This is a genomic window from Sphingomonas sabuli (assembly GCF_014352855.1).
GTDB lineage: Bacteria > Pseudomonadota > Alphaproteobacteria > Sphingomonadales > Sphingomonadaceae > Sphingomicrobium > Sphingomicrobium sabuli.
Genome location: NZ_CP060697.1, coordinates 345,943 through 364,422, shown reverse-complemented (window position 1 = coordinate 364,422; position 18,480 = coordinate 345,943). Strand labels below are relative to the sequence as shown.

General features: G+C 68.0%; 13 protein-coding genes. 3 read left to right on the top strand and 10 right to left on the bottom strand.

Features of this window, described 5'->3' with window-relative positions; translation table 11 throughout:
- Window positions 1-4: 4 nt before the first annotated feature.
- Window positions 5-1,135, bottom strand: coding sequence for a Re/Si-specific NAD(P)(+) transhydrogenase subunit alpha (locus H8M03_RS01835; RefSeq protein ID WP_187480082.1), 1,131 nt, complete (start codon window positions 1,133-1,135; stop codon window positions 5-7).
- Between the two features lie 4 nt (window positions 1,136-1,139).
- Entirely contained in the window at window positions 1,140-1,292 is a 153-nt protein-coding gene (locus H8M03_RS01830; protein ID WP_187480081.1) for a hypothetical protein, read from the bottom strand.
- A 119-nt stretch (window positions 1,293-1,411) separates the two neighbouring features.
- Between H8M03_RS01830 and H8M03_RS01825 the strand changes: the two genes are divergently transcribed.
- Window positions 1,412-2,845: a sigma-54-dependent transcriptional regulator gene (locus H8M03_RS01825; RefSeq protein ID WP_187480080.1), complete on the top strand. Its 1,434-nt coding sequence runs from the start codon at window positions 1,412-1,414 to the stop codon at window positions 2,843-2,845.
- Between the two features lie 19 nt (window positions 2,846-2,864).
- Window positions 2,865-3,638 (top strand): phosphodiester glycosidase family protein, encoded by a 774-nt coding sequence (locus H8M03_RS01820; protein ID WP_187480079.1) that lies wholly within the window; start codon window positions 2,865-2,867, stop codon window positions 3,636-3,638.
- On the opposite strand, the gene trxA is transcribed toward H8M03_RS01820, so the two are convergent.
- The gene (gene trxA, locus H8M03_RS01815; RefSeq protein ID WP_187480078.1) at window positions 3,635-3,955 is read right to left on the bottom strand and encodes a thioredoxin; all 321 of its coding nucleotides are present in this window, start codon (window positions 3,953-3,955) and stop codon (window positions 3,635-3,637) included. The two genes, H8M03_RS01820 and trxA, sit on opposite strands and share 4 nt — an antisense overlap.
- Window positions 3,956-4,013: 58 nt before the next feature.
- Window positions 4,014-7,439, bottom strand: a complete 3,426-nt coding sequence (gene addA, locus H8M03_RS01810) for a double-strand break repair helicase AddA (protein ID WP_187480077.1) — start codon at window positions 7,437-7,439, stop codon at window positions 4,014-4,016.
- Window positions 7,440-7,480: 41 nt separating this feature from the next.
- On the opposite strand from addA, the gene H8M03_RS01805 reads away from it, so the two are divergent.
- On the top strand, window positions 7,481-7,627 hold the full coding sequence (locus H8M03_RS01805; RefSeq protein WP_187480076.1) for a hypothetical protein: 147 nt from the start codon (window positions 7,481-7,483) through the stop codon (window positions 7,625-7,627).
- Between the two features lie 7 nt (window positions 7,628-7,634).
- On the opposite strand, the gene addB is transcribed toward H8M03_RS01805, so the two are convergent.
- The 6 genes from addB to H8M03_RS01775 form a co-directional block, all read right to left on the bottom strand.
- The gene (addB, locus tag H8M03_RS01800; RefSeq protein ID WP_187480075.1) at window positions 7,635-10,565 is read right to left on the bottom strand and encodes a double-strand break repair protein AddB; all 2,931 of its coding nucleotides are present in this window, start codon (window positions 10,563-10,565) and stop codon (window positions 7,635-7,637) included.
- Window positions 10,558-11,319 (bottom strand): nucleotidyltransferase family protein, encoded by a 762-nt coding sequence (locus H8M03_RS01795; protein ID WP_187480074.1) that lies wholly within the window; start codon window positions 11,317-11,319, stop codon window positions 10,558-10,560. The genes addB and H8M03_RS01795 overlap by 8 nt, the downstream gene beginning before the upstream one ends.
- Window positions 11,316-12,314 (bottom strand): aminoglycoside phosphotransferase family protein, encoded by a 999-nt coding sequence (locus H8M03_RS01790; RefSeq protein WP_187480073.1) that lies wholly within the window; start codon window positions 12,312-12,314, stop codon window positions 11,316-11,318. The genes H8M03_RS01795 and H8M03_RS01790 overlap by 4 nt, the downstream gene beginning before the upstream one ends.
- The gene (tsaE, locus tag H8M03_RS01785; RefSeq protein WP_187480072.1) at window positions 12,299-12,733 is read right to left on the bottom strand and encodes a tRNA (adenosine(37)-N6)-threonylcarbamoyltransferase complex ATPase subunit type 1 TsaE; all 435 of its coding nucleotides are present in this window, start codon (window positions 12,731-12,733) and stop codon (window positions 12,299-12,301) included. The genes H8M03_RS01790 and tsaE overlap by 16 nt, the downstream gene beginning before the upstream one ends.
- Window positions 12,730-15,063, bottom strand: coding sequence for a PAS domain-containing sensor histidine kinase (locus H8M03_RS01780; RefSeq protein ID WP_246448980.1), 2,334 nt, complete (start codon window positions 15,061-15,063; stop codon window positions 12,730-12,732). Before H8M03_RS01780 ends, tsaE begins: the two co-directional genes overlap by 4 nt.
- 167 nt (window positions 15,064-15,230) lie before the next feature.
- Window positions 15,231-18,422 carry a TonB-dependent receptor domain-containing protein gene (locus H8M03_RS01775; protein ID WP_187480071.1) on the bottom strand — a complete coding sequence of 1,064 codons (3,192 nt, stop codon included), beginning with the start codon at window positions 18,420-18,422 and terminating at the stop codon, window positions 15,231-15,233.
- Between the last annotated feature and the right edge of the window lie 58 nt (window positions 18,423-18,480).

Below are 18,480 nucleotides of genomic sequence, written 5' to 3'. Positions count from 1 at the left end.
GGCCCTAGGCCTCCGCGAGCCTTTCGCTGACCACCTTGCCGTCCTTGGTCAGGCGGGTGCCGACGACGATCTCGTCATCGTCGGCAAGTTCAGGCGCATTCTTGTCCTTGTCCCAGAACGCACTGAGAAAATTGTACAAGTTGCGCGAGAAAAGCGCGGAGGAATCGGCCGACAGGCTACGCGCGAGATTGGTCGCGCCGATGATCGTCACGCCGTGCTGGCGGACGCTCTCGCCGGCCTTGGTTCCTTCGACATTACCGCCCGCTTCTGCGGCGAGATCGACGATCACGCTACCCGGACGCATCGAGGCGACCTGCGCGTCGCTGATCAGCCGCGGTGCGGGCCGACCGGGGATCAGCGCGGTGGTGACGACAATGTCCTGCTTGGCGATGTGCGCGGACACCAGTTCGGCCTGCGCCGCGCGATATTCGTCGGACATTTCGGTGGCATAGCCGCCCTGCCCTTCGCCTTCGATGCCGGCGACGTTTTCAACGAAGATCGGCTTGGCCCCAAGCGACTGGATCTGTTCCTTGGTCGCGGAACGGACGTCGGTGGCGCTAACCTGCGCGCCCATCCGCTTGGCGGTGGCGATGGCCTGCAGGCCGGCAACGCCGACCCCCATGACGAACACCCGCGCCGGGCTGACCGTGCCGGCGGCGGTCATCATCATCGGAAAGGCGCGGCCAAAGGCACCGGCGGCGTCCACCACCGCCTTGTAACCGGCAAGGTTCGACTGCGACGACAGGATGTCCATGGATTGCGCGCGGGTGATGCGCGGCATCCATTCCATCGCCAGCGCCTGCAACCCGGCCCGGGCATAGGCGTCGACCGCGTCGCGGCGGCGCAGCGGATCGAGCGCGCCGACCAGCAGCGCGCCGGCGGGCGCGCCGGCCAGATCGGCCGCGTCCGGGCCGTTGATGCACAGGATGATGCCCGCGTCGCCGAGCACCGCCGAGCGGTCGCCGGTGATGGCGCCGGCGGCTTCGAAATCGGCATCCGTGATCCCCGCGGCCGTCCCGGCGCCCGTTTCCACCGCCACATCGGCGCCGAGCGCGATGAATTTCTTCACCGTTTCGGGAATCGCGGCGCAGCGGGTTTCCCCCGGCGCCGTTTCCTTGAGGACCGCGATCTTCACCGGACTAGGTGATGATGTACATGACGAGGAAGGCGATGACGAACGAGATGATCGCCCCCCATTTGAGCATCGCGATCATCAGCGTGTAGTCCTTGACGTGGCGGGCCACCTCCGGCGTCGGCGGATGCGTCAGGAACGGTTCTTCTTCGTGCGCCATTTCAAACCCCTTTGAACTCGTGGCGGCGTGCATAACAAGGCAAGCCGCCGCGCCCAAGTCCGAAAGCGGTCTTAAGGCGGCCTTTACTGCTTCCCCGCTACAGACCGACGCGAGGCATTATGGCCAACGAACCGATCCGATCCCTTCTCCTGATCGACGCCGACCCGGCGGAGCGGCGGCGGATATCCGCGATCGCGTCGCGCGCGGGCTGGACGGTGGTCGGCGCGGACGGGCTGGAAACCGCGGTGGCGATCCTGCGCGGCCCCTATGGGCCCGAAGTGCGCGTCGCCTTGCTGGGCAATTGGGAACGCGACACGGCCAAGGCGCTGATCGAGGCGCTGCGCGACTGCCAGGCGGGGCTGCCGGTGCTGGCGCTGACCAGCAACGAACTGCCGGTGGCGGTCGACGCCATTCGCGCCGGAGCGACGGATTTCTTGGGCCGGCCGGTGGCGCCGGAACGGCTGCTGGAAGCCTTGTCCGGGGTGGCCGACCGCCGCCGTCCGACCGGCGAGTTGACCCCGCTGACGGAAAAACTGACGCCCGCGCTCGACCTTGACGAACTGGTCGGCGCGACGCCGGAATTCCGCGCCTCTCTGGCGGTCGGGGCCAAGGCCGCGCGCAACCGCCTGCCGATCCTGATTGTCGGCGAAGCGGGCACCGGCAAGGAAACCTTTGCCCGGGCGATCCATTCGGCCAGCCTGCGCAACAAGGCGCCGCTTGTCGTGCTCGACTGCAAGGCGGTCGCGGCCAACATCATCGACAGCGAATTGTTCGGGCATGAAGCCGGAGCCTTTCCCGGCGCCTTTTCGGCCAGGGACGGCAAGCTGGTCGAGGCCAATGGCGGAACCCTGCTGCTGGACGACGTCACCGCCTTGCCGCCCGAAACGCAGGAAGCGCTGGACCGCACGCTGGCGACCGGCGAAGTCCGTCCGGTGGGATGCAACGGCAGCCATTCGATCGACGTCCGCCTGATCGCCACCGCCAGCCGGGCCTTGCCCGAAACGTTCAACGCCAAGCTGCGCGAGCGGCTGGAATCGACGGTCGTCACCCTGCCGCCGCTGCGCGAACGGAGCAGCGACATTCCCGCGCTTGCCCGCCACTTGCTGAACCGGTTCGGCGAGCAGGAGATGATGCGGCCGCTGACCATCGACAATGACGCGCTGACGGTGCTGATGCGGTACGGCTGGCCGGGCAACGTGCGCCAGCTGGCCAGCGTCCTGTTGCGTGCCGGGATCGATTGCCAGAGCGCGTCGCTGGGTACCGCGGACTTCCCGCATATCGCCACCCAGTCGCGGTTCACCAATCGCACCGGCGACATCGTGCCGCGGTTGAGCCGGCATTCGAGCGATGCGGCGGTCAACGGCGTCGGCGCGATCACGGTGTTCAACGAGGACGGGCATATCCGCCCGCTAGACGAGATCGAGGCCGACCTGATCCGGCTGGCCATCGGCCATTATCGCGGCCGCATGACCGAAGTCGCCAAGCGGCTGGGGATCGGCCGGTCGACGCTTTACCGCAAGCTGGGCGATATCGGCATCGACACCGCCGCCTGAAGCGGCCAGCGTGCGCGCCATGCGTACGATCGCCCTTATCTTCCTGTCCGCATGGGCCGCGGGATGCGGCACGGACGAACCGGCGGGCGAGCCCGGCGAGCCGTCGGCGTGCGACCAGCAGGAGTTCGAAGGCAGCCGCTTTACCGTGTGCGACAATGAAGGCGGGCCGCTGACCTTGCTCGCGGCCGGACCGGAGGACACGCCGGTGCGCAGCTTTTCCGACGCGCTGGCAAGGGTGGACGAGGACGAGGTCGCCTTTGCCATGAACGCCGGCATGTTCGACGAGGACGGCCGACCGATCGGCCTGACCCGCGCCGACGGCGCGGAGTTGCACGCGGTCAACCTGCGCGACGGGCCGGGGAATTTCCACCTCAAGCCCAACGGCGTCTTCCTGGTCGCCTGTTCGGGACGAGCAGGGATTTACGAGAGCGGCAGCGTGCCGAGGACCCGGTGCGCGCCGACGCTGGCGACCCAGTCGGGACCGATGCTGGTGATCAAGGGGAGGATGCACCCGGCGTTCGAGGACGACGGAACGTCGCGCCATATCCGCAACGGGGTCGGCGTCACCGCACAGGGCAAGGCGCTGTTCGCGATCAGCCAGGACCCGGTGTCGTTCGGCAAGTTCGCGCGCTTTTTCCGCGACCGGCTGAAAACGCCGGACGCGCTATATTTCGACGGCGCGGTCAGTTCCTTATGGGACCCGGCGAACGGCCGCATGGACAGCCATTCGCCGCTTGGCCCGATCATCGTCGCATTAAAGCCGCGGCCGGCACAGGCGCCGGCCAGACGCTAGATGTTGCCTTCGATCCACTGCTGGATCTGGCTGCGCGGGGCGGCGCCGACCTTTTGCGCGATCGGCTGGCCGTCCTTAAACAGCAGCATGGTCGGGATACCGCGCACGCCATAACGGGCGGGGGTGTCCGGATTTTCGTCGATGTTGAGCTTGGCCACGGTGACCTTGTCGCCAAGGTCGTTGGAGATGTCTTCCAGCGCGGGGGCGATCATCCGGCACGGGCCGCACCATTCGGCCCAGAAGTCGACCAGCACGGGGCCGTCGGCGCCGAGCACGTCGCTCTGGAAATTCTGGTCGGTGACAGTCTTGGTGGCCATGGCCGGGGTCTCCTGATGATTCGCGTTTGCAAATATATGGGAATGGAGGCGGCGGCGCTCAACCGTCGACCGGGTAAAATCGCGCGGCGGCGGTGTAGAGCAACGCGGCCTCGATCGCGCGGCCGGGGAAAATGACGCCCAGCGCCTGGCGGTAGGCATCCATCTGCACCCGATGCGACAGCGGGATGGCGGCAGCGCCGTCGGGCGCCCGGCCGGTCTTGTAGTCGACCACCAGCACCCGGTCCGGCTGGACCAGCAGGCGGTCGACCGTGCCGGCAATGACTCGCCCGTCGGGCAAGGTCGCGGCGATCGGCGCTTCGCCCAGCGATCCCGGGCCGAACAGTGGCGCGAACTGCGTGTCGGCGATGATCCCGCAGACGATGTCGGCGATGTCCTGCCGGGCGGCCGGGTCGGCGACCCCCGCCGACCGGTCGAGCCAGCGCAACGCGGCCGCCTCGCGCTGGTCGGGAGCGACGGCCGGCAGGCGTTCGAGCAGGGCGTGGATGATCGTGCCGCGTTCCGCAGCCGCCTTCATTTCCGGCGACGGCGGCGGTGCCGCCTCGCGGTCTTCCGCCATCGCCGAAGGCGCCAGCGGGCGCGGCGGGCGCGCCTCGGGCGGGGCGGCGGACGTCGCCCAGGCGGGGATTCCGGCGGGCGGCACGTCGACCGGCTTGCCCGCCCGAACGGCCACCGGCGCGTTGCTGCCGTGGACGAGGTTGAGGTCGTCGCCATCCTCCGCGGGGCGGGCGCCGGCGGCGAGCAGCCCGGCCTGGACCGCGCGGTGCCAGCTGTTTTCCGGGCGGGGGTCGGACCCGTCCTTTTTCTCTTTCGGCTTGACCCCGGCGACGATCAGCCGGTCGGCGGCGCGGGTCAGCGCGACGTAGAGCAGGCGCCAATGTTCCTGCAGGTCGCGGACGTCCTGTTCGTCGAGGATCTCGGCAAAGGGTGACAGGCGCTCGTCCTTTTTCGGACGCAGCAGCGGCGCCACCCTGCCCTGCACCGGGAAGTCGAGCGTCAGCGGCGTACGGCCGAGTTTGGCCGGGTCGGCGGTCGCGTCGGCGACGATCACCACAGGTGCCTGCAGCCCCTTCGACCCGTGGACGGTCATGACCCGCACCTCGTTGGCCGGGCCGCCGGCGTCGCGCTGTACATCGACGTCGCCGCGCGAGAACCAGGCGAGGAAGCGGTCGAGCGAGCCGGTTTCGTGGCGTTCGAATTCGATCGCGCTGTTCATCAGTTCGTCGATCGGGTCGCGCGAGGCCATGCCAAGCCGCGCGTACAGCTTGCGCCGGCCCTGCAGTGGGCCGGACAGGATCGTTTCGAGGAAGCGCGACGGCGGCGTGAAGTCGGCCATGCGCAGCAGGTCGCCGAGCGCGGCATAAGCGGCGGCAAAGGCCGGGCTTTCCCCCGCGCGGTCGCGAAGCGCCCGCCACAGCGTCGTCCGGCGGCCCTGCGCCAGGTCGCGCAACTGGTCCTGGTCCCACCCGATCAGCGGGGAGACAAGCAGGCAGGCAAGGCTGAGGTCGTCGCCGGGCTGAACCGCGAAGCGCACCGCGGCGAGCAGGTCTTGAACCGCCAGCGGTTCCTGCAGGTGCAGCCGGTCGACGCCCGCGACCGGCACGCGCCGCGCGAACAGGCGGGCGACGATCAGCGCCGCCAATTCGCCGCGGCTGCGGACGAGGATGAGGATATCGCCCGGGGTCAGCTTGCGCCGGGTCGAGCCGAGCACCGGCGCTTCGTCGACGAGGTCGGCAATGCGCTGGGCGAGCGCGTCGGCATAGAGGCGGTCGCGGATGTCGACCCAGCGTTCCTCGCCCTCGTCGCCGCCCTGCTCCCCGTCGTCGACCGCGAACGGCGGCCACAATTCGACCTGGCCGGGCCGGTCGGCGTGAAAGGCGACATGGCGCGGGGGCTTGCCGCGCAGGCCCATTGCCTCCGCGCCCAGCGTGCCGATGACCGCGTCGACCACGTCAAGGATCGGCTGGGCGGACCGGAAGCTGGCGTCGATCGACAGGTCGCGGAATTCGCGGGCGCGGGCCTCGTCGGTGTCGCTGGTCCGCTCCGCCTCCACCAGCGCGTTGGCCAGCGCCTTATACTTGCGGCGCGCTTCCTCGAACTGTTCGGGGTCGGTGCCCTGAAAGCCGTAGATCGCCTGCTTGAAATCGCCGACGGTGAACAGCGTGCGCCAGCGACGATCCTCCTCGCTCGCGCCGGTGAAGAATTCTTCCACCAGCCGGTCGATGATGTCCCATTGCGCGGCGTTGGTGTCCTGCGCCTCGTCGACGAGGATGTGGTCGATCTGCCGGTCGAGCTTGAAGCGGACCCATTCGCCCATGCCGGGGCGGCCGAGCAGGTGGCGGGTCCAGTCGATCAGGTCGTTGAAGTCGGCGACGCCAGCGGCGCGCTTGGCGCGGGTGTAGGCGCGGGCGAAAGCCTGGCCCGCGCGCAACCCCGCGGCCATTTCCGCGGCAAGCCGGGCGCCGGTCTGCACGTGAAGCAATTCGGCGACGGCTTCGGCAAGCCGTTCGGCCTGATCCTGGTACGCGGCGTCGGCCTTGAGCTGGCCGGCGGACACCTTGCGCAAGTCGCCCTTGCCGGTGAACACGATGGAGGCGAGGTCGGGCAAGGCGGCGGCGCGGTCGGCCCACGGCATGGCCAGCCAGCGTTCGACCTTGTCGACCATGCCGGTGCCGGTCGCCGTGCCCCAGGTGCGATTGGCGTCGGCGATGGCGCGCAGCAGGTCGCAATCGAAGCCGGTGTCGGAACAGCGGTCGGCAAGATAATCTTCGACCGACCCGTCGGGCAGCTGCATCACCGCGCGCAGCCGGCTTTCCAACCCGTCCGGATCGCCGAGCGCGGCGAGCGCGTCGTGGCGGCTGGTGCAGGCCTTCAGATAGTCGACCGCGCCGGCCTCGCCGAGACGGCGGCTGAGGCACTGGATGTCGGCGAACAGCCGGGTGTCGCCGCGCTGTTCTGCGTCGGTGACGAGATCGGCCAGCGTGCGGCGGACCAGTTCCTGTTCGGCGCGGCCCTCGATCGGCTGAAAACCGGGCGTGATCCCGGCTTCGGCGGGAAAGGCGGCGAGAAGCGACTGGGCGAAGGCGTGGATGGTCTGGATGCGCAGGCCGCCGGGACAATCCAGCACCTGCGCGAACAGCTGCCGCGCGCGGCGGCGGGTCGGCGGATCGTTGGATTCGCCAAGGTTGAGCAGGTCGGCGCCAAGGTCGCTGTCCTTGAGCCGCACCCAGGAAGCGAGCTGGGCGCCGATGCGGTTGGCCATTTCCGACGCCGCCGCCTTGGTAAAGGTCAGGCACAACAGGGATTGCGGGCTCGCCCCCTGGATCAAAAGGCGCAGCACGCGGGCGGTCAGTACCTGCGTCTTGCCGGTGCCGGCGGACGCGGAGACCGCGGCATGAGCCTGCGGATCGGACGCCAGCAGCTGCGTATCCTGCAGCGGCTTCACCGGTTCGCGGCGGCCGTTCATGCCGCTTTCCAATCGGCCCGACTGGCCATAGAAAGACCGGCATGAGCAACGAGCATGACGACAAGGCGAGCGAGGAACGCCGGGCGAAGCTGCGCAAGGCCGGGGTAGCGGTCGGCGTCGGATCGGCGGCGATCGTCGCGGCGCTGCTGTACGCGTCCAAGGTGAAGAAGAAGCCGCGGAACGGCTGATCCGCGGCTAGTCATTGCGGCCGTACCATTCTTCCAGCCGCATCAGCTGGTCATAGTCGCCGTAGGGCGCGAACGCCGGGTTGAGCTTGGCGGTGAACGGCTCCGTCCCGTTCAGCCATTTTTCCGCGGCCTCGGCGAAATTGGCGAACGCATGGGCAAGAAATTCCTCCGGCCCCATATCCTTGTCGGCGTGGACGCATTTGCCGAACTGGTCGCGGTCGCGGACGAGCGACCAATATTCGAACGCTTGGGGATCGCCCGTGACGCCGTCGAACCCGCCGGCGCGCGCGATCAGGCCGAGCAGGCCAAGCTGTAACGCGAAGCCCGCGTCGATCGCTTTCTTCGCCGGCGGCCTGCCGGTCTTGTAGTCGATGATCGCGAGGCTGGTCCCCGCAAGCCGGTCGATGCGGTCGGCGATGCCATGGACCGTGATGCCGGCAATCGCCGCCTCCCCCTTCGCTTCGGCGACCAGCGGCGCACGGCCCGACGCGCGGTTCGACCGTTCCAGGTCCGCCATCCAGTCGATCGCTTCGAGCAGGCGCGGCGCCCACAGCGCGCGAAGCATCGGGTGGATTGTCTCGTCGGCAAGCAGGGCCTCCGCGCGCGGGCGCAGGCGGTCGGGATCGCATTCGTCCTGTTTCAGCCAGTCTTCGAACACCTTGTGCACCGCGCTGCCCTTCCACCGCGCGGTATGGTCGGCATCGACCGGATCGAGTGCGCGCAGGCGAAGCATGGCCTGCGCGTAGAAAGCGAACGGGTCGGCCTTGAGCCGGTCGACGGCCGTGACAGAAATGCGCTTGGGCCGGTCGGCGGCCGGCGGCCGCGGCTGCGGGCGGCGGACCGGCACCGGCTCGCCCGGGTCGTCGAGCGCGGCGGTCAGCCGTTCGAGGCGGTAATCGCGCGGCAGGCCGCCGCTGATCGCTTCGAGCCGGAGGAGGAAGCGCGAGGCGACCGTTGGCGAACGCCCGTCGCGCTTGGACCGGGTGATCAACACTTCGCGCGCGCCGAGCGCGCTGGCGAAATCATGCGCCGACAGGCCGATCCGAAAGTCGAGGCCGGGCAGGCCGAGCTTGCCGCGGATACGCGGGGCCAACCACGGATCGGGCGCGGGCACGGCCGGCCAGACGCCTTCGTTGAGGCCGGCGAGGATCATCAGGTCGGCCTGTTGCAGCCGCGCTTCGAGCAGGCCCCAGATGAAGACCCGCGGATGGTCGCCATAGGGCGGCCGGACGCTGCGCCCGGCCAGCAGTTCGGCCAGCACGGCGACCGCGTCTTCCGGGCCGACCGGCAGCCGCTGCGCCTCCGCCGACGCTTCCAGCTCCGCAAGCAGTTCGGCGAGCATCCGCCCGTCCTGTCCGCGCCAGCCGCGATCGCCGGCGAGAACCCCGGCGGCGGTCACCAGGCGGGCGACGAAGGCGGCGAGCGTGGTGGGGGCGCCCTGCCCGTCGAGCGGTTCGAGACGCGAGCGCACGCGGTGCCACGCGTCGACGCAGCCGCGGCAATTGCGGTCTTCCGCCTCGCGCTCGGCGAAATGCCGGTCGAGGCCGTGAAGCCCTGCCGCCGGGCGCGGGCCGCGCAGGGCGACGTCGAGCAGCCGGACGTCGTCGAGCCAAGTGCGGCGCGCATCTTCTTCGCCGCCGACCAGCGGATGCTTGAGCAGCGCCAGCAGCGACACCGGCGCCAGTTCCTCCGCCATGGCCGCGGCAAGCGACAGCAACAGCGTTCCGGGCGGCCGTTCGGACAAGGGCGTGCCGGCGCTGTCGTCGGCGTGGATCGACCAGCGCGCGAGCAAGGCGGAGACCCGCCGCGCAAGCATCCGGTCAGGGGTGACCAGCGCGGCCGTCTTGCCCGGCGTTTCCAGCGTTTCGCGAATGGCCAGGGCGATCGCCTGCGCCTCGGCCGCCGTATCGGGCAGGACGGCGGTGCGGATTCCGGACAGGCGCCGCTCGGCGGGCTTCAGGCCGATCCACTTGTCGGAAAATTGCGCGGAGACGAAGGCATTGGCGACCGCTCGAGCGCGCAGCGGGGTCGAGGCGGCGGAGCCGACGCGAGGCCACAAGCGGACTTCGTCGCGCGCAACGCCGATCCGGTCGAGCAGCAGTTTGAGATGGAATTGGGGGTGGGTTTCCTCGCCGCGGCCGCTGTCATCGGGGCCGAGCGCGTCCCATTCCTCGTCCGGGACGGACGTCGCGCGGGCAAGGCCGGGCAGGACGACCATGCCGTCGGGCAAGGTCGCGATCCGCTTGAGCAAGGTGGCGATGGCGGGCGCGGTGGTGGTGATGCCGGCGGCGACGGTGAACCCCACAGGCGGGTCGGTCGCCCAGCGGTCGGCAAGCCGTTCGAGCAGGCGGTTGCGGCGGTCGGCCAGGTCGATGCGATTCCAGTCGCGAAGCTTTTCAGGCCACAGGATGAGGATCGCGCGCAGCCGGTCGAGCGATACTTGCCAGTGCGACGCCAGCTCCTCGCTGTCCTGCGCCACGCCGGCCAGCCGCGACGGGTCAACCTGTTCCACCAGCAGTGCGTCCAGCGTTCGCGACAGGTCCGCGGACAGGCGCAGCGCCTCGACCGCGCTTTCGTCGCCGGCGCGAACAAGATCCGCGAGCGCCAGCAGACGTTGCAGCGGCTCCACCGCGGGCGGCACCGGATCGGCCATGTCCGCGGGGTCGAGCGCGCCGCCGATCCGTTCTTCCAGTTCAGCATCGCCGACCGGGATCAGGCGCGGCAGGACGAGGCCCGAGCCGCTGGCGCGGACGAAGGCGTCGGTGACGGTGCGCACCGCGCGATTGTTGGGCAGGAGGATGCGGCCGCCGGCCAGCAGCAGCGGATCGCGGCCGAAGCGCGCGATCAGCCCCGCGACAAGCGAGTCGGCAAAGGAGCGATGGGTCGGAATCGTGTAGACGGCGGGGTGCCGCAGGCTGTCTGCGGCGCGATCAGGCATCCTCCAGGATGAGCTCCGTCGTCTTGATGGCGCCGGGGGTACCGACGTCGAACCACAATCCCTGGTGGACGGCGCCGAAGCAGCGCCCCTCCTCCATCGCCCGGTCCCACAGGATGTTGGCGGAGAATGCCCCGTCGGGCGCATCGCGCAACAGGCGCTTCGATACGATCTGGATGCCGGTGTAGACGAAAGGCGCGACGCGCGAGCGTTCGCGACGGCGCAGCCGGCCGGACCGGTCCATGTGGAAATCGCCGCGGCCGCTGTGATTCTGTGCCCGCGCCTGCGGCACCAGCAGGAGCAAAGCGTCCATTTTCTTGCCGTCCCAGTGCGAAGCGAGCAGCTTCAGCGTGTCGGCAGGGCCGTCGACCCACAAATTGTCGCTGTTGACGACCAGGAATGGGTCGGCGTCGATCAGCGCCTGAGCCTTCACCATCCCGCCGCCGGTTTCGAGCAGCAGGGCGCGTTCGTCGGAAAAGGCGATGTCGAGGCCGTGATCGTTCTTCTTGAGATGCGCTTCGACCGCATCGGCGAGGTAATGGACGTTGATCACCGCCCGTTCGACGCCAGCCTGGGCCAGGCGTTCGAGCACATGGTCGAGCAGCGCCTTGCCGGCGACGTCAACCAGCGGCTTGGGCCGGGTGGCAGTGAGCGGACGCATGCGCTTGCCGAGCCCGGCGGCCAGCACCATCGCCGTTTTCGGCAGGTCGGCCGTGATTTCCGCCTTCAGGCGAAGCGCGCGCCGGGGCTTGTTCATGCCGCCTGCGCCCATGGCGCGGCGCGATGTTCGGGCGCGATGTTGAGGTCGAACCAGCGCCGCACCGGTTCCAGTTCCGGACGGGCCAGGTCGCGTTCGAGCAGGCCCCACATGCGCGGCTGGAAAGCGGTGTAATGCGGCTTGTTGTCGCGTTTCCACAGGCGGGTGAAGACGCCGAGAATGCGGGTGTTGCGTTGCGCGGCCAGTACCCAATAGGCGCGTTCGAACGCCTGGGCGTTGCCGGTCGCGGCGATGTAGCGGTCGATCATTTCGCGCTCCACGGCCGGCGACACGTCGCGCCGGGCATCTTCCAGCACCGAGGCGAGGTCATAGGCCGGATGGCCGACCAGCGCGTCCTGGAAATCCAGCAGGCCGAAGTGGCGCACGCCGTCGCGGCCGCCGACCAGCATCACGTTTTCGGCATGGTAATCGCGCAGCACGGTGACCGGGCCGAGACCGTCGTTGGCGACGGGTTCGAGCACTTCGGTCCAGGCGGCGCGGAAGGCATCGACGTCGACCGACAGGTGCAGCGCGGTGCAGTACCAGTCGGTGAACAGGGCCAGTTCCTCCAGCCATTGCGCAAGGCCGTGTTCGGGCAGCCCATCCATCGCCGGGCTTTGGTGCAGGTGGACGAGAACGTCGGTGGCGAGCGCGTACAGTTCGCTTTCGCGGGCGGGATTGGCGTCGAGCGTTTCGCGCAGCCGGACCTCGCCGAAATCGTCGAGCAAAAGCAGGCCGTTATCGACGTCGCGGGCAAGAATTTCAGGCGCGCTGAGGCCGATCGACAGAAGCCATTCGGCGACCGAGACGAACGGGCGGACGTCTTCGCGCGCGGGCGGAGCGTCCATCAAGACCGCGCTGCGACCGTCATCGACGACCCGAAAATAGCGGCGGAAGGATGCGTCGCCGGCCAGCGGTTCAATCCGCGCGCCGGCCCACCCGCATTGGGCGAGGAATTCGAGCATCTGCGGCGGGACGATCATCGCGGCGGCCATCTGTTTTGCCAAGACGGCGGCACCCGTGCTGTCAAGCGGCGAGCGGCGCCTTGCGCAAATTCCAGCGACAGATGCAGCGCCCCGGGCCACGCCGACTCCCCTGCCCGTTCCGGCCATTCGACCAGCAGGACCGCGTCGGACAATGCGTCCAGCCCCAATTCGTCGAGATCGCCGGGGCCGGTAATGCGATAGAGGTCGACATGCCACACGGGCGGATCGAGATCCTCATAGGGCTGGACGATGGCGAAGCTTGGGCTGGGCACTTCGCCCTGATGGCCAAGCGCGCGGATGACGGCGCGGGCAAGCGCGGTCTTGCCGGCGCCGAGCGGTCCCGACAGCGCGATGACGTCGCCGGGACGGACCAGGCCGGCAAGGCGTTCGCCAAGCGCCCGCGTGGCGGCTTCGTCGGCGAGGATCATTGCGGCGCCCGCGGCAGCGTGACCTTGACCGTGGTGCCCTTGTTCTTGGCGGAGATGAGGTCGACCTTGCCGCCGTGCGCCTCGACGAACTGGCGCGTCAGCGGCAGGCCGAGACCGAGCGCGGCCTCCCCGCCGGAAGCGTCGGCGGTAATCCGGTCGAAGCGGTTGAAGGCGCGCGGCAAATCCTTCTTGGCGATGCCCGCGCCATTGTCGCTGATGAGGATGAAGGCGTTGTCGAGATCGCCCCAGGACTTGAGTTCGATCCTGCCCCCGCGGTCGGTGTAGGTACTGGCGTTGTCGAGCAGGTGTTCGATCGATTCGCGCAGCCGCCGGGCGTCGCCGATGACGGTGCCGCTGTTCGCCCCGATGTCGAGCCTCAATTCCTGGTCCTTGTTGCGGGTGCGGCTGTCATATTTCGCCGCCGCGGCGCGGCACAGGCCGCCGATGTCGACGCGTTCGCGTTCCAGCACGTTGACCGAATCGCCCTGCGTCAGGTCGAGCACGTTGTCGATCAGCCGGGACAGGCGGTCGACCGATTCGAGGATCGCCTTGGTGTAGTCCGCCGCCGCGGGGCTGAGCTTGCCCGCATAGCCTTCGGCCAGCATTTCCGCGAAGCCGCCGATGGAGGTCAGCGGAGTGCGCAGCTCGTAGCTCATGTTGGCGACGAAGTCGGTCTTCACGCGGTCGGCCTGTTCGAGCGCGGTGGCGCGTTCGCGCAGCGCGCTTTCGATGCGGCTGGAATCCGTCACATCGACGAGGGTGAACAGCGCGTTGCCGTCGGGCAGCGGCACGGCGGCGAAGTCGAAATTGCGGCCGTCGGTGAGCGTCAGGCGGCCGTTGGCAGGTTCGCGGTCGGTGGTCGTCTTGCGCACCATTTCGCGGATCTGCGCGGCGGCGGTGGGGTTGACGAGCTTGCGGGCCAGCGCCGGGACCATCTCGTCGACCCGCGGGTTTTCCGCCAGCCAGGCTTCGTCGAGGTCCCACACCTGGCTGAAGCGGCTGTTCCACAGGTACAGTCTGCCGTCGCTGGCGAACACGCCGATCGCTTCGAACAGATTGTCGAAGGTGGCCGATCGAACGCGGAGCAGGGTGTCGCGGGCGGACGCCAGATGCGCCTGCTCCGTCCGGTCCTCCAGGAACAGGCGCAGGCCGCCATCGGGCAACGGTTGCGCCACCACCCGCCAATGGTCGCCGCCGGGCAGCAGCCAGTCTTCCTGGATCATTTCCTCGGTGCTGGTGAACCAGTCGCGCCGTTCCGCCTTCCAGGTCGGGAAATCGCGCGTTTCGGGAACGCGATTATGTTCGCGCATGCGTTCAAGCACGCGGTCGAATTCCGGGTCTTCGCCCAGCCATTCGTGATCGACCTGGGCCATTGCCGCGAAGGGACGATTGAAGAAGCTGAGGCAACGGTCGGCGTCGAATTGCGCGGCGCCGGCGGTCATTCGGTCGACGAGGTCGAGCTGCGACTGCACCTGGCGGGCCAGTTCGGCGCGGGAATCCTCAAGGTCCTGGATGTCGAGCGCGAAGCCGGCGACCGCGCCGGTCGGCAGCGGCACGTTGACGATTTCGAGCATCCGCCGCTCGCCGCGGACGATCGCCGCCTGTTTGGTCGCGACCGCGCCGCCTGCTTCGACCGCGGCAACGGCGGCGGCGCGGGCTTCCTGCGTGTCGCCGACCAGCTCGCTGCTGCGGGCGATGACGTCGGCCGCGTCGCGCCCCTCGACCGCCTCGACGAACGCGCTGTTGACCAGCCCGAGCGACAGGTCGGGTCCGCGATACCACATCGGGAACGGCGCGGCCTCGATCAGCCGGGTAAGCGCGTCGAGCGCGGCCTCGGTCTGGGCCAGGCGTTCGGCCAGCTTGGACCGTTCGTTCTCGGCGCTGCTGGTGTCGAACAGCCACAGCAGCATCGTGCCCGGCGGTTCGGGCGGCGGCGCGGGCATGGCGCGGACATCGAGCACCCGCCCCGAACCGGTGACGCGAACCTGCATTTCGAAACGGTCACCGGACAACGCGGCCGAGCGGACCCGGCTTTCGAGCTGTTGCAAGTCGTCCGCAAGCAGGCCGGCGTCGGCACCGGCAAGATCGGCCAACGCGACGGGCGTCGCGGGCAATCCGATTTCCCGCACCAGGCGCCGGTCAGCCTCGATGCTGCCGTCGGCGAACACCACCAACGGACGGGCCGGCGACAGGTCGACCAGATTGCCGAGCGAGCGGGCGGCGGCAACGAAGCGCCCGGCTTCGCGCATGCGCCGCGCAGCGACGATCGCGACCGCCGCGGCGAGGACGATCCACAGCGCGGCCAGCAGCGCGGCGATCACCTGCGTCATCGCGGACCAGCCCACAGTTCAGATGTCCCTTCGCCCCATTGCGAAACCATATTCGGCGCCGCAGCGAAAACAAAGCGTTGCCGGTGCCCACGGGCGGGACGCGATTGCGGCAGGCAAAAAAAAGGGGCGGGAGTTACCCCGCCCCTCCTTTGTAGGTGCGTCCGGTCTTACTTGAACGAGCGCGTGACGTTCACGAAGAACGACCGGCCACGATAGTCGTACGGACCGTTGGCGAAGTAGTTGCCAACCCGCGGGTCCGCCCGGTTCGGGTGGGCCGCAATCGTCGGCGGCTTCGCATTGAAGATGTTGTTCACACCCATGGTGACCTGACCGAGCTGCGGGAACGCCCACTGCACCGACAGACCATGTTCCCAATAGGCTTCCGCAGTCAGGTCGTAGTCGACCAGGATGCAGTTGCCGGGGATCGCCGGGTTGCAGACGTCGCCATTGCTGGTGAGGAAGATGTCGCTGTCAGTCGACACCTGCTTGCCGACGTATTCGGCGCCCCAACGGATGGTGATGTCATTGGCGGTGGTGAAGCGGGTGTCGAGCGAGCCGACCCACTTCGGACCAGCGCCGTTGCCCGGGTAGCCCAGCGTACCGTTGAATTCCGAGAGGCCTGCGCCTTCGAAGAATTCGGTCTGCTGATGCAGCATCCGGGTCGCCTGCAGCTGCGTCGAGAACTTGCCGCCAAAGACGTCCTTGGCGAAGCGGGCGTCGAAGTCGATGCCCTCTGCAATCTGACGAGCAACGTTCAGGTACGGGTTCTTGAACGACGAGATATTACCCGGGTTCGGCACGTTGGCCGGGTTACGGCCGTCGATGAACGAGCAATACGGGTTGTTCGGGAACGGAAGATCGCCGTTCGGGCCACCAGTATAGCAGAAGTTCAGGATCAGGTTGCCGAGCGTGGCGACTTCGCCGGTCACTTCGATGTTGAAGTAATCGACCGCCAGCGAGAAGTCGGCGATGTGCGACGGCATGTTGAACACCGCGCCAACACCCCAGGTCTTCGCCTTTTCGGCTTCCAGGTTACCCTTACCGCCGGTCGTCGTGACCTGAATGCCCGTCGACGTGAAGAAGTCGAGCGCCTCGTTTTCCGGAGTCGTCGGATCGTCGAGGATCGGGGTCAGTTCCGCAAGGCAGTTTTCGTAAACCGTGGTGCCCGGCGAGTAGATGGTGCCGAATTCATCGCACGGGTCAGCGCCACCGCCGTAGAAGCCGACCTGGTCAGCAACGTACTGCTCGTAAAGGTTCGGAGCGCGGAAGTTCGTACCGTAGTTACCGCGGATACGAAGCGCCCGGACCGGGGCCCACTGCGCGTTGACGTGGTAGGTGATGTCCGACCCGTACGACTTGTAGTGGGTGTAACGCGCCGACGCGTCGACTTCGAGCGTTTCGAAGAAGGGGCGGTCCTTCAGCAGCGGAATGTTAATTTCGCCGAAGAGTTCCTTCACCTCATCCGAGCCCTTGGTGATGCCCGCGGTCGAATAATTGTAGATGGTGCCGTTCTGGCGCGATTCCGCCGGAACGTCGCGGATGAAGTCGTGGCGATATTCGGCGCCGAGAGCGATCTTCACTTCGCCGGCCGGGAGCGCGAACAGCGTACCGTCGATGACGGCGTTGAACGTTTCCTGGTTGTACTTCGTGCGGTTCACCTGCTCCGGATAGAGGTAGTTGAACAGCGTGTCGGAGAAGTGCCCGCCCATGAAGATGTCCGGAGCGGTGTAGTTGATCGGAACGCAGGTCGAGCCCGGGATGAAGTTGCCCGCGGCGTCGACGTTGACGGCGCAGGTGTACCCGTTGCCCGCACCCACCTGACCCGGAATGGCGTAGGTGATCAGGTTGTCCGGCGTGCCGGCGGGAGCTTCAACAGCGACCAGGATGTTGTTGACCCGGTCGACGGTCGGGTTCTGCAGGCTTTCGCGAGCCTTCGCCTGCGAAACCATGGCGTTCAGGTCATAGCGGAAGTCGCCGATGCCGAGATCGCCACGGATGCCGCCGTTGACGCGGAAGAAGTTGACCTTCTGCTTCTGCTTGATCGTGCGGTCGGGGACGATGAACGGCCCGAAGTAGTTGATGCCCGCATCGATGAACGACGTCGGGAAGAACGGGCTGGTCGCCAGACCGAAGAGGTCGAGCGGGTAGCCCAGGTACGAACCGCCGTAGAGCTGCGCTTCACCCGAGTTCGTGATCTGCTGGAAGCTCAGCTGCGTGCCGCGATCCTGGTGCGACGTACGACGGCTGTAGAGCGCTTCGCCATAGAGTTCGGCATTGCCCAGCGCGCCCAGTTCGTAACCGGTGCTGAGGAAGCCGGTCCAGGTCTGGATCGGGCTGAAGATGTGTTCGTTGTAGACGTTCGAGGCGCTGAGCGGACGCAGGTCGTAATTGTCGACCAGCAGCGGCCCTTGCGTGACGTCGTTGTTGGTCAGGCCGCGGCGACCGAAGAACACGAAGCCGGAGCCCGGGACGAGGCCGTAAGAAAGGCCGTAACCGCGGGCCGTGCCGAGACCCTGACGCTCGAACGGGAAGCAACGCAGTTCGTTCGGGTTGTCCGGGCTGCCCTGGCCGACTTCGTTGCCGTTGATGAACGCGAGTTCGCGCGGGCAGCGCCAATCGTCCTTGTCGCCCAGACGAATGCCTTCGTCCTTCTTATATTCGCCCGAGACCGTGATGTAGCCGCGGTCAAAGCTCTTGCCCGCCGTGACGGACGCACGATAGGTGCGGCCACCGCCGAATTCGAGCGGCACGTCGGCATAAGCGTCGAGCGTGATGCCATCGACCTTCGTGTCGGTGATGATGTTGATAACGCCCGCGATGGCGTCCGAACCGTAGATCGACGACGCACCTTCGCGCAGGATTTCAATGCGCTGCACGACGGAGGTCGGAAGCACGTTGAGGTCGGCGGAGACCAGCTGCGAGCTGGCGCCGGCCGGGGCAAGGCGGCGGCCGTTGAGCAGGACGAGGGTACGCGAGGAGCCGAGACCGCGAAGGCCGACCGTGTTCGCGCCCTGACCGCCTTCCGACAGGTAGCCGAGGAAGCTGCCGCTGATCTGGGCGGTACCCGAAGTGACCGAACCCGACTGCAGCGTTTCGCCGGTCGACCGGGCGCCGGCGATGAGCTGGTCGTTGCGGGTCAGGACGTCGATGTTCTGCGGCGTCGAGAAGTTGTCGCGGCGAATGCGCGAACCGGTGACGACGATCGTGCCCGGCGTGTTGGCTTCCGGTTCACCCGAAGCGTCGGTCTGCTCGCTCGTCGGCGGGATCTGCTCGCTCTCCGCAACCTTTTCCGGAGTCTGGTCGACCGGGGCCGACGGAACGGCCTGCGCAAAAGCGGGCGATGCCCCGAGGGCAATCATGGAAACGGAAGTGAGAATGGCGCTATTAAGAAGACGCATGGCTAACGAACCCCGGCTC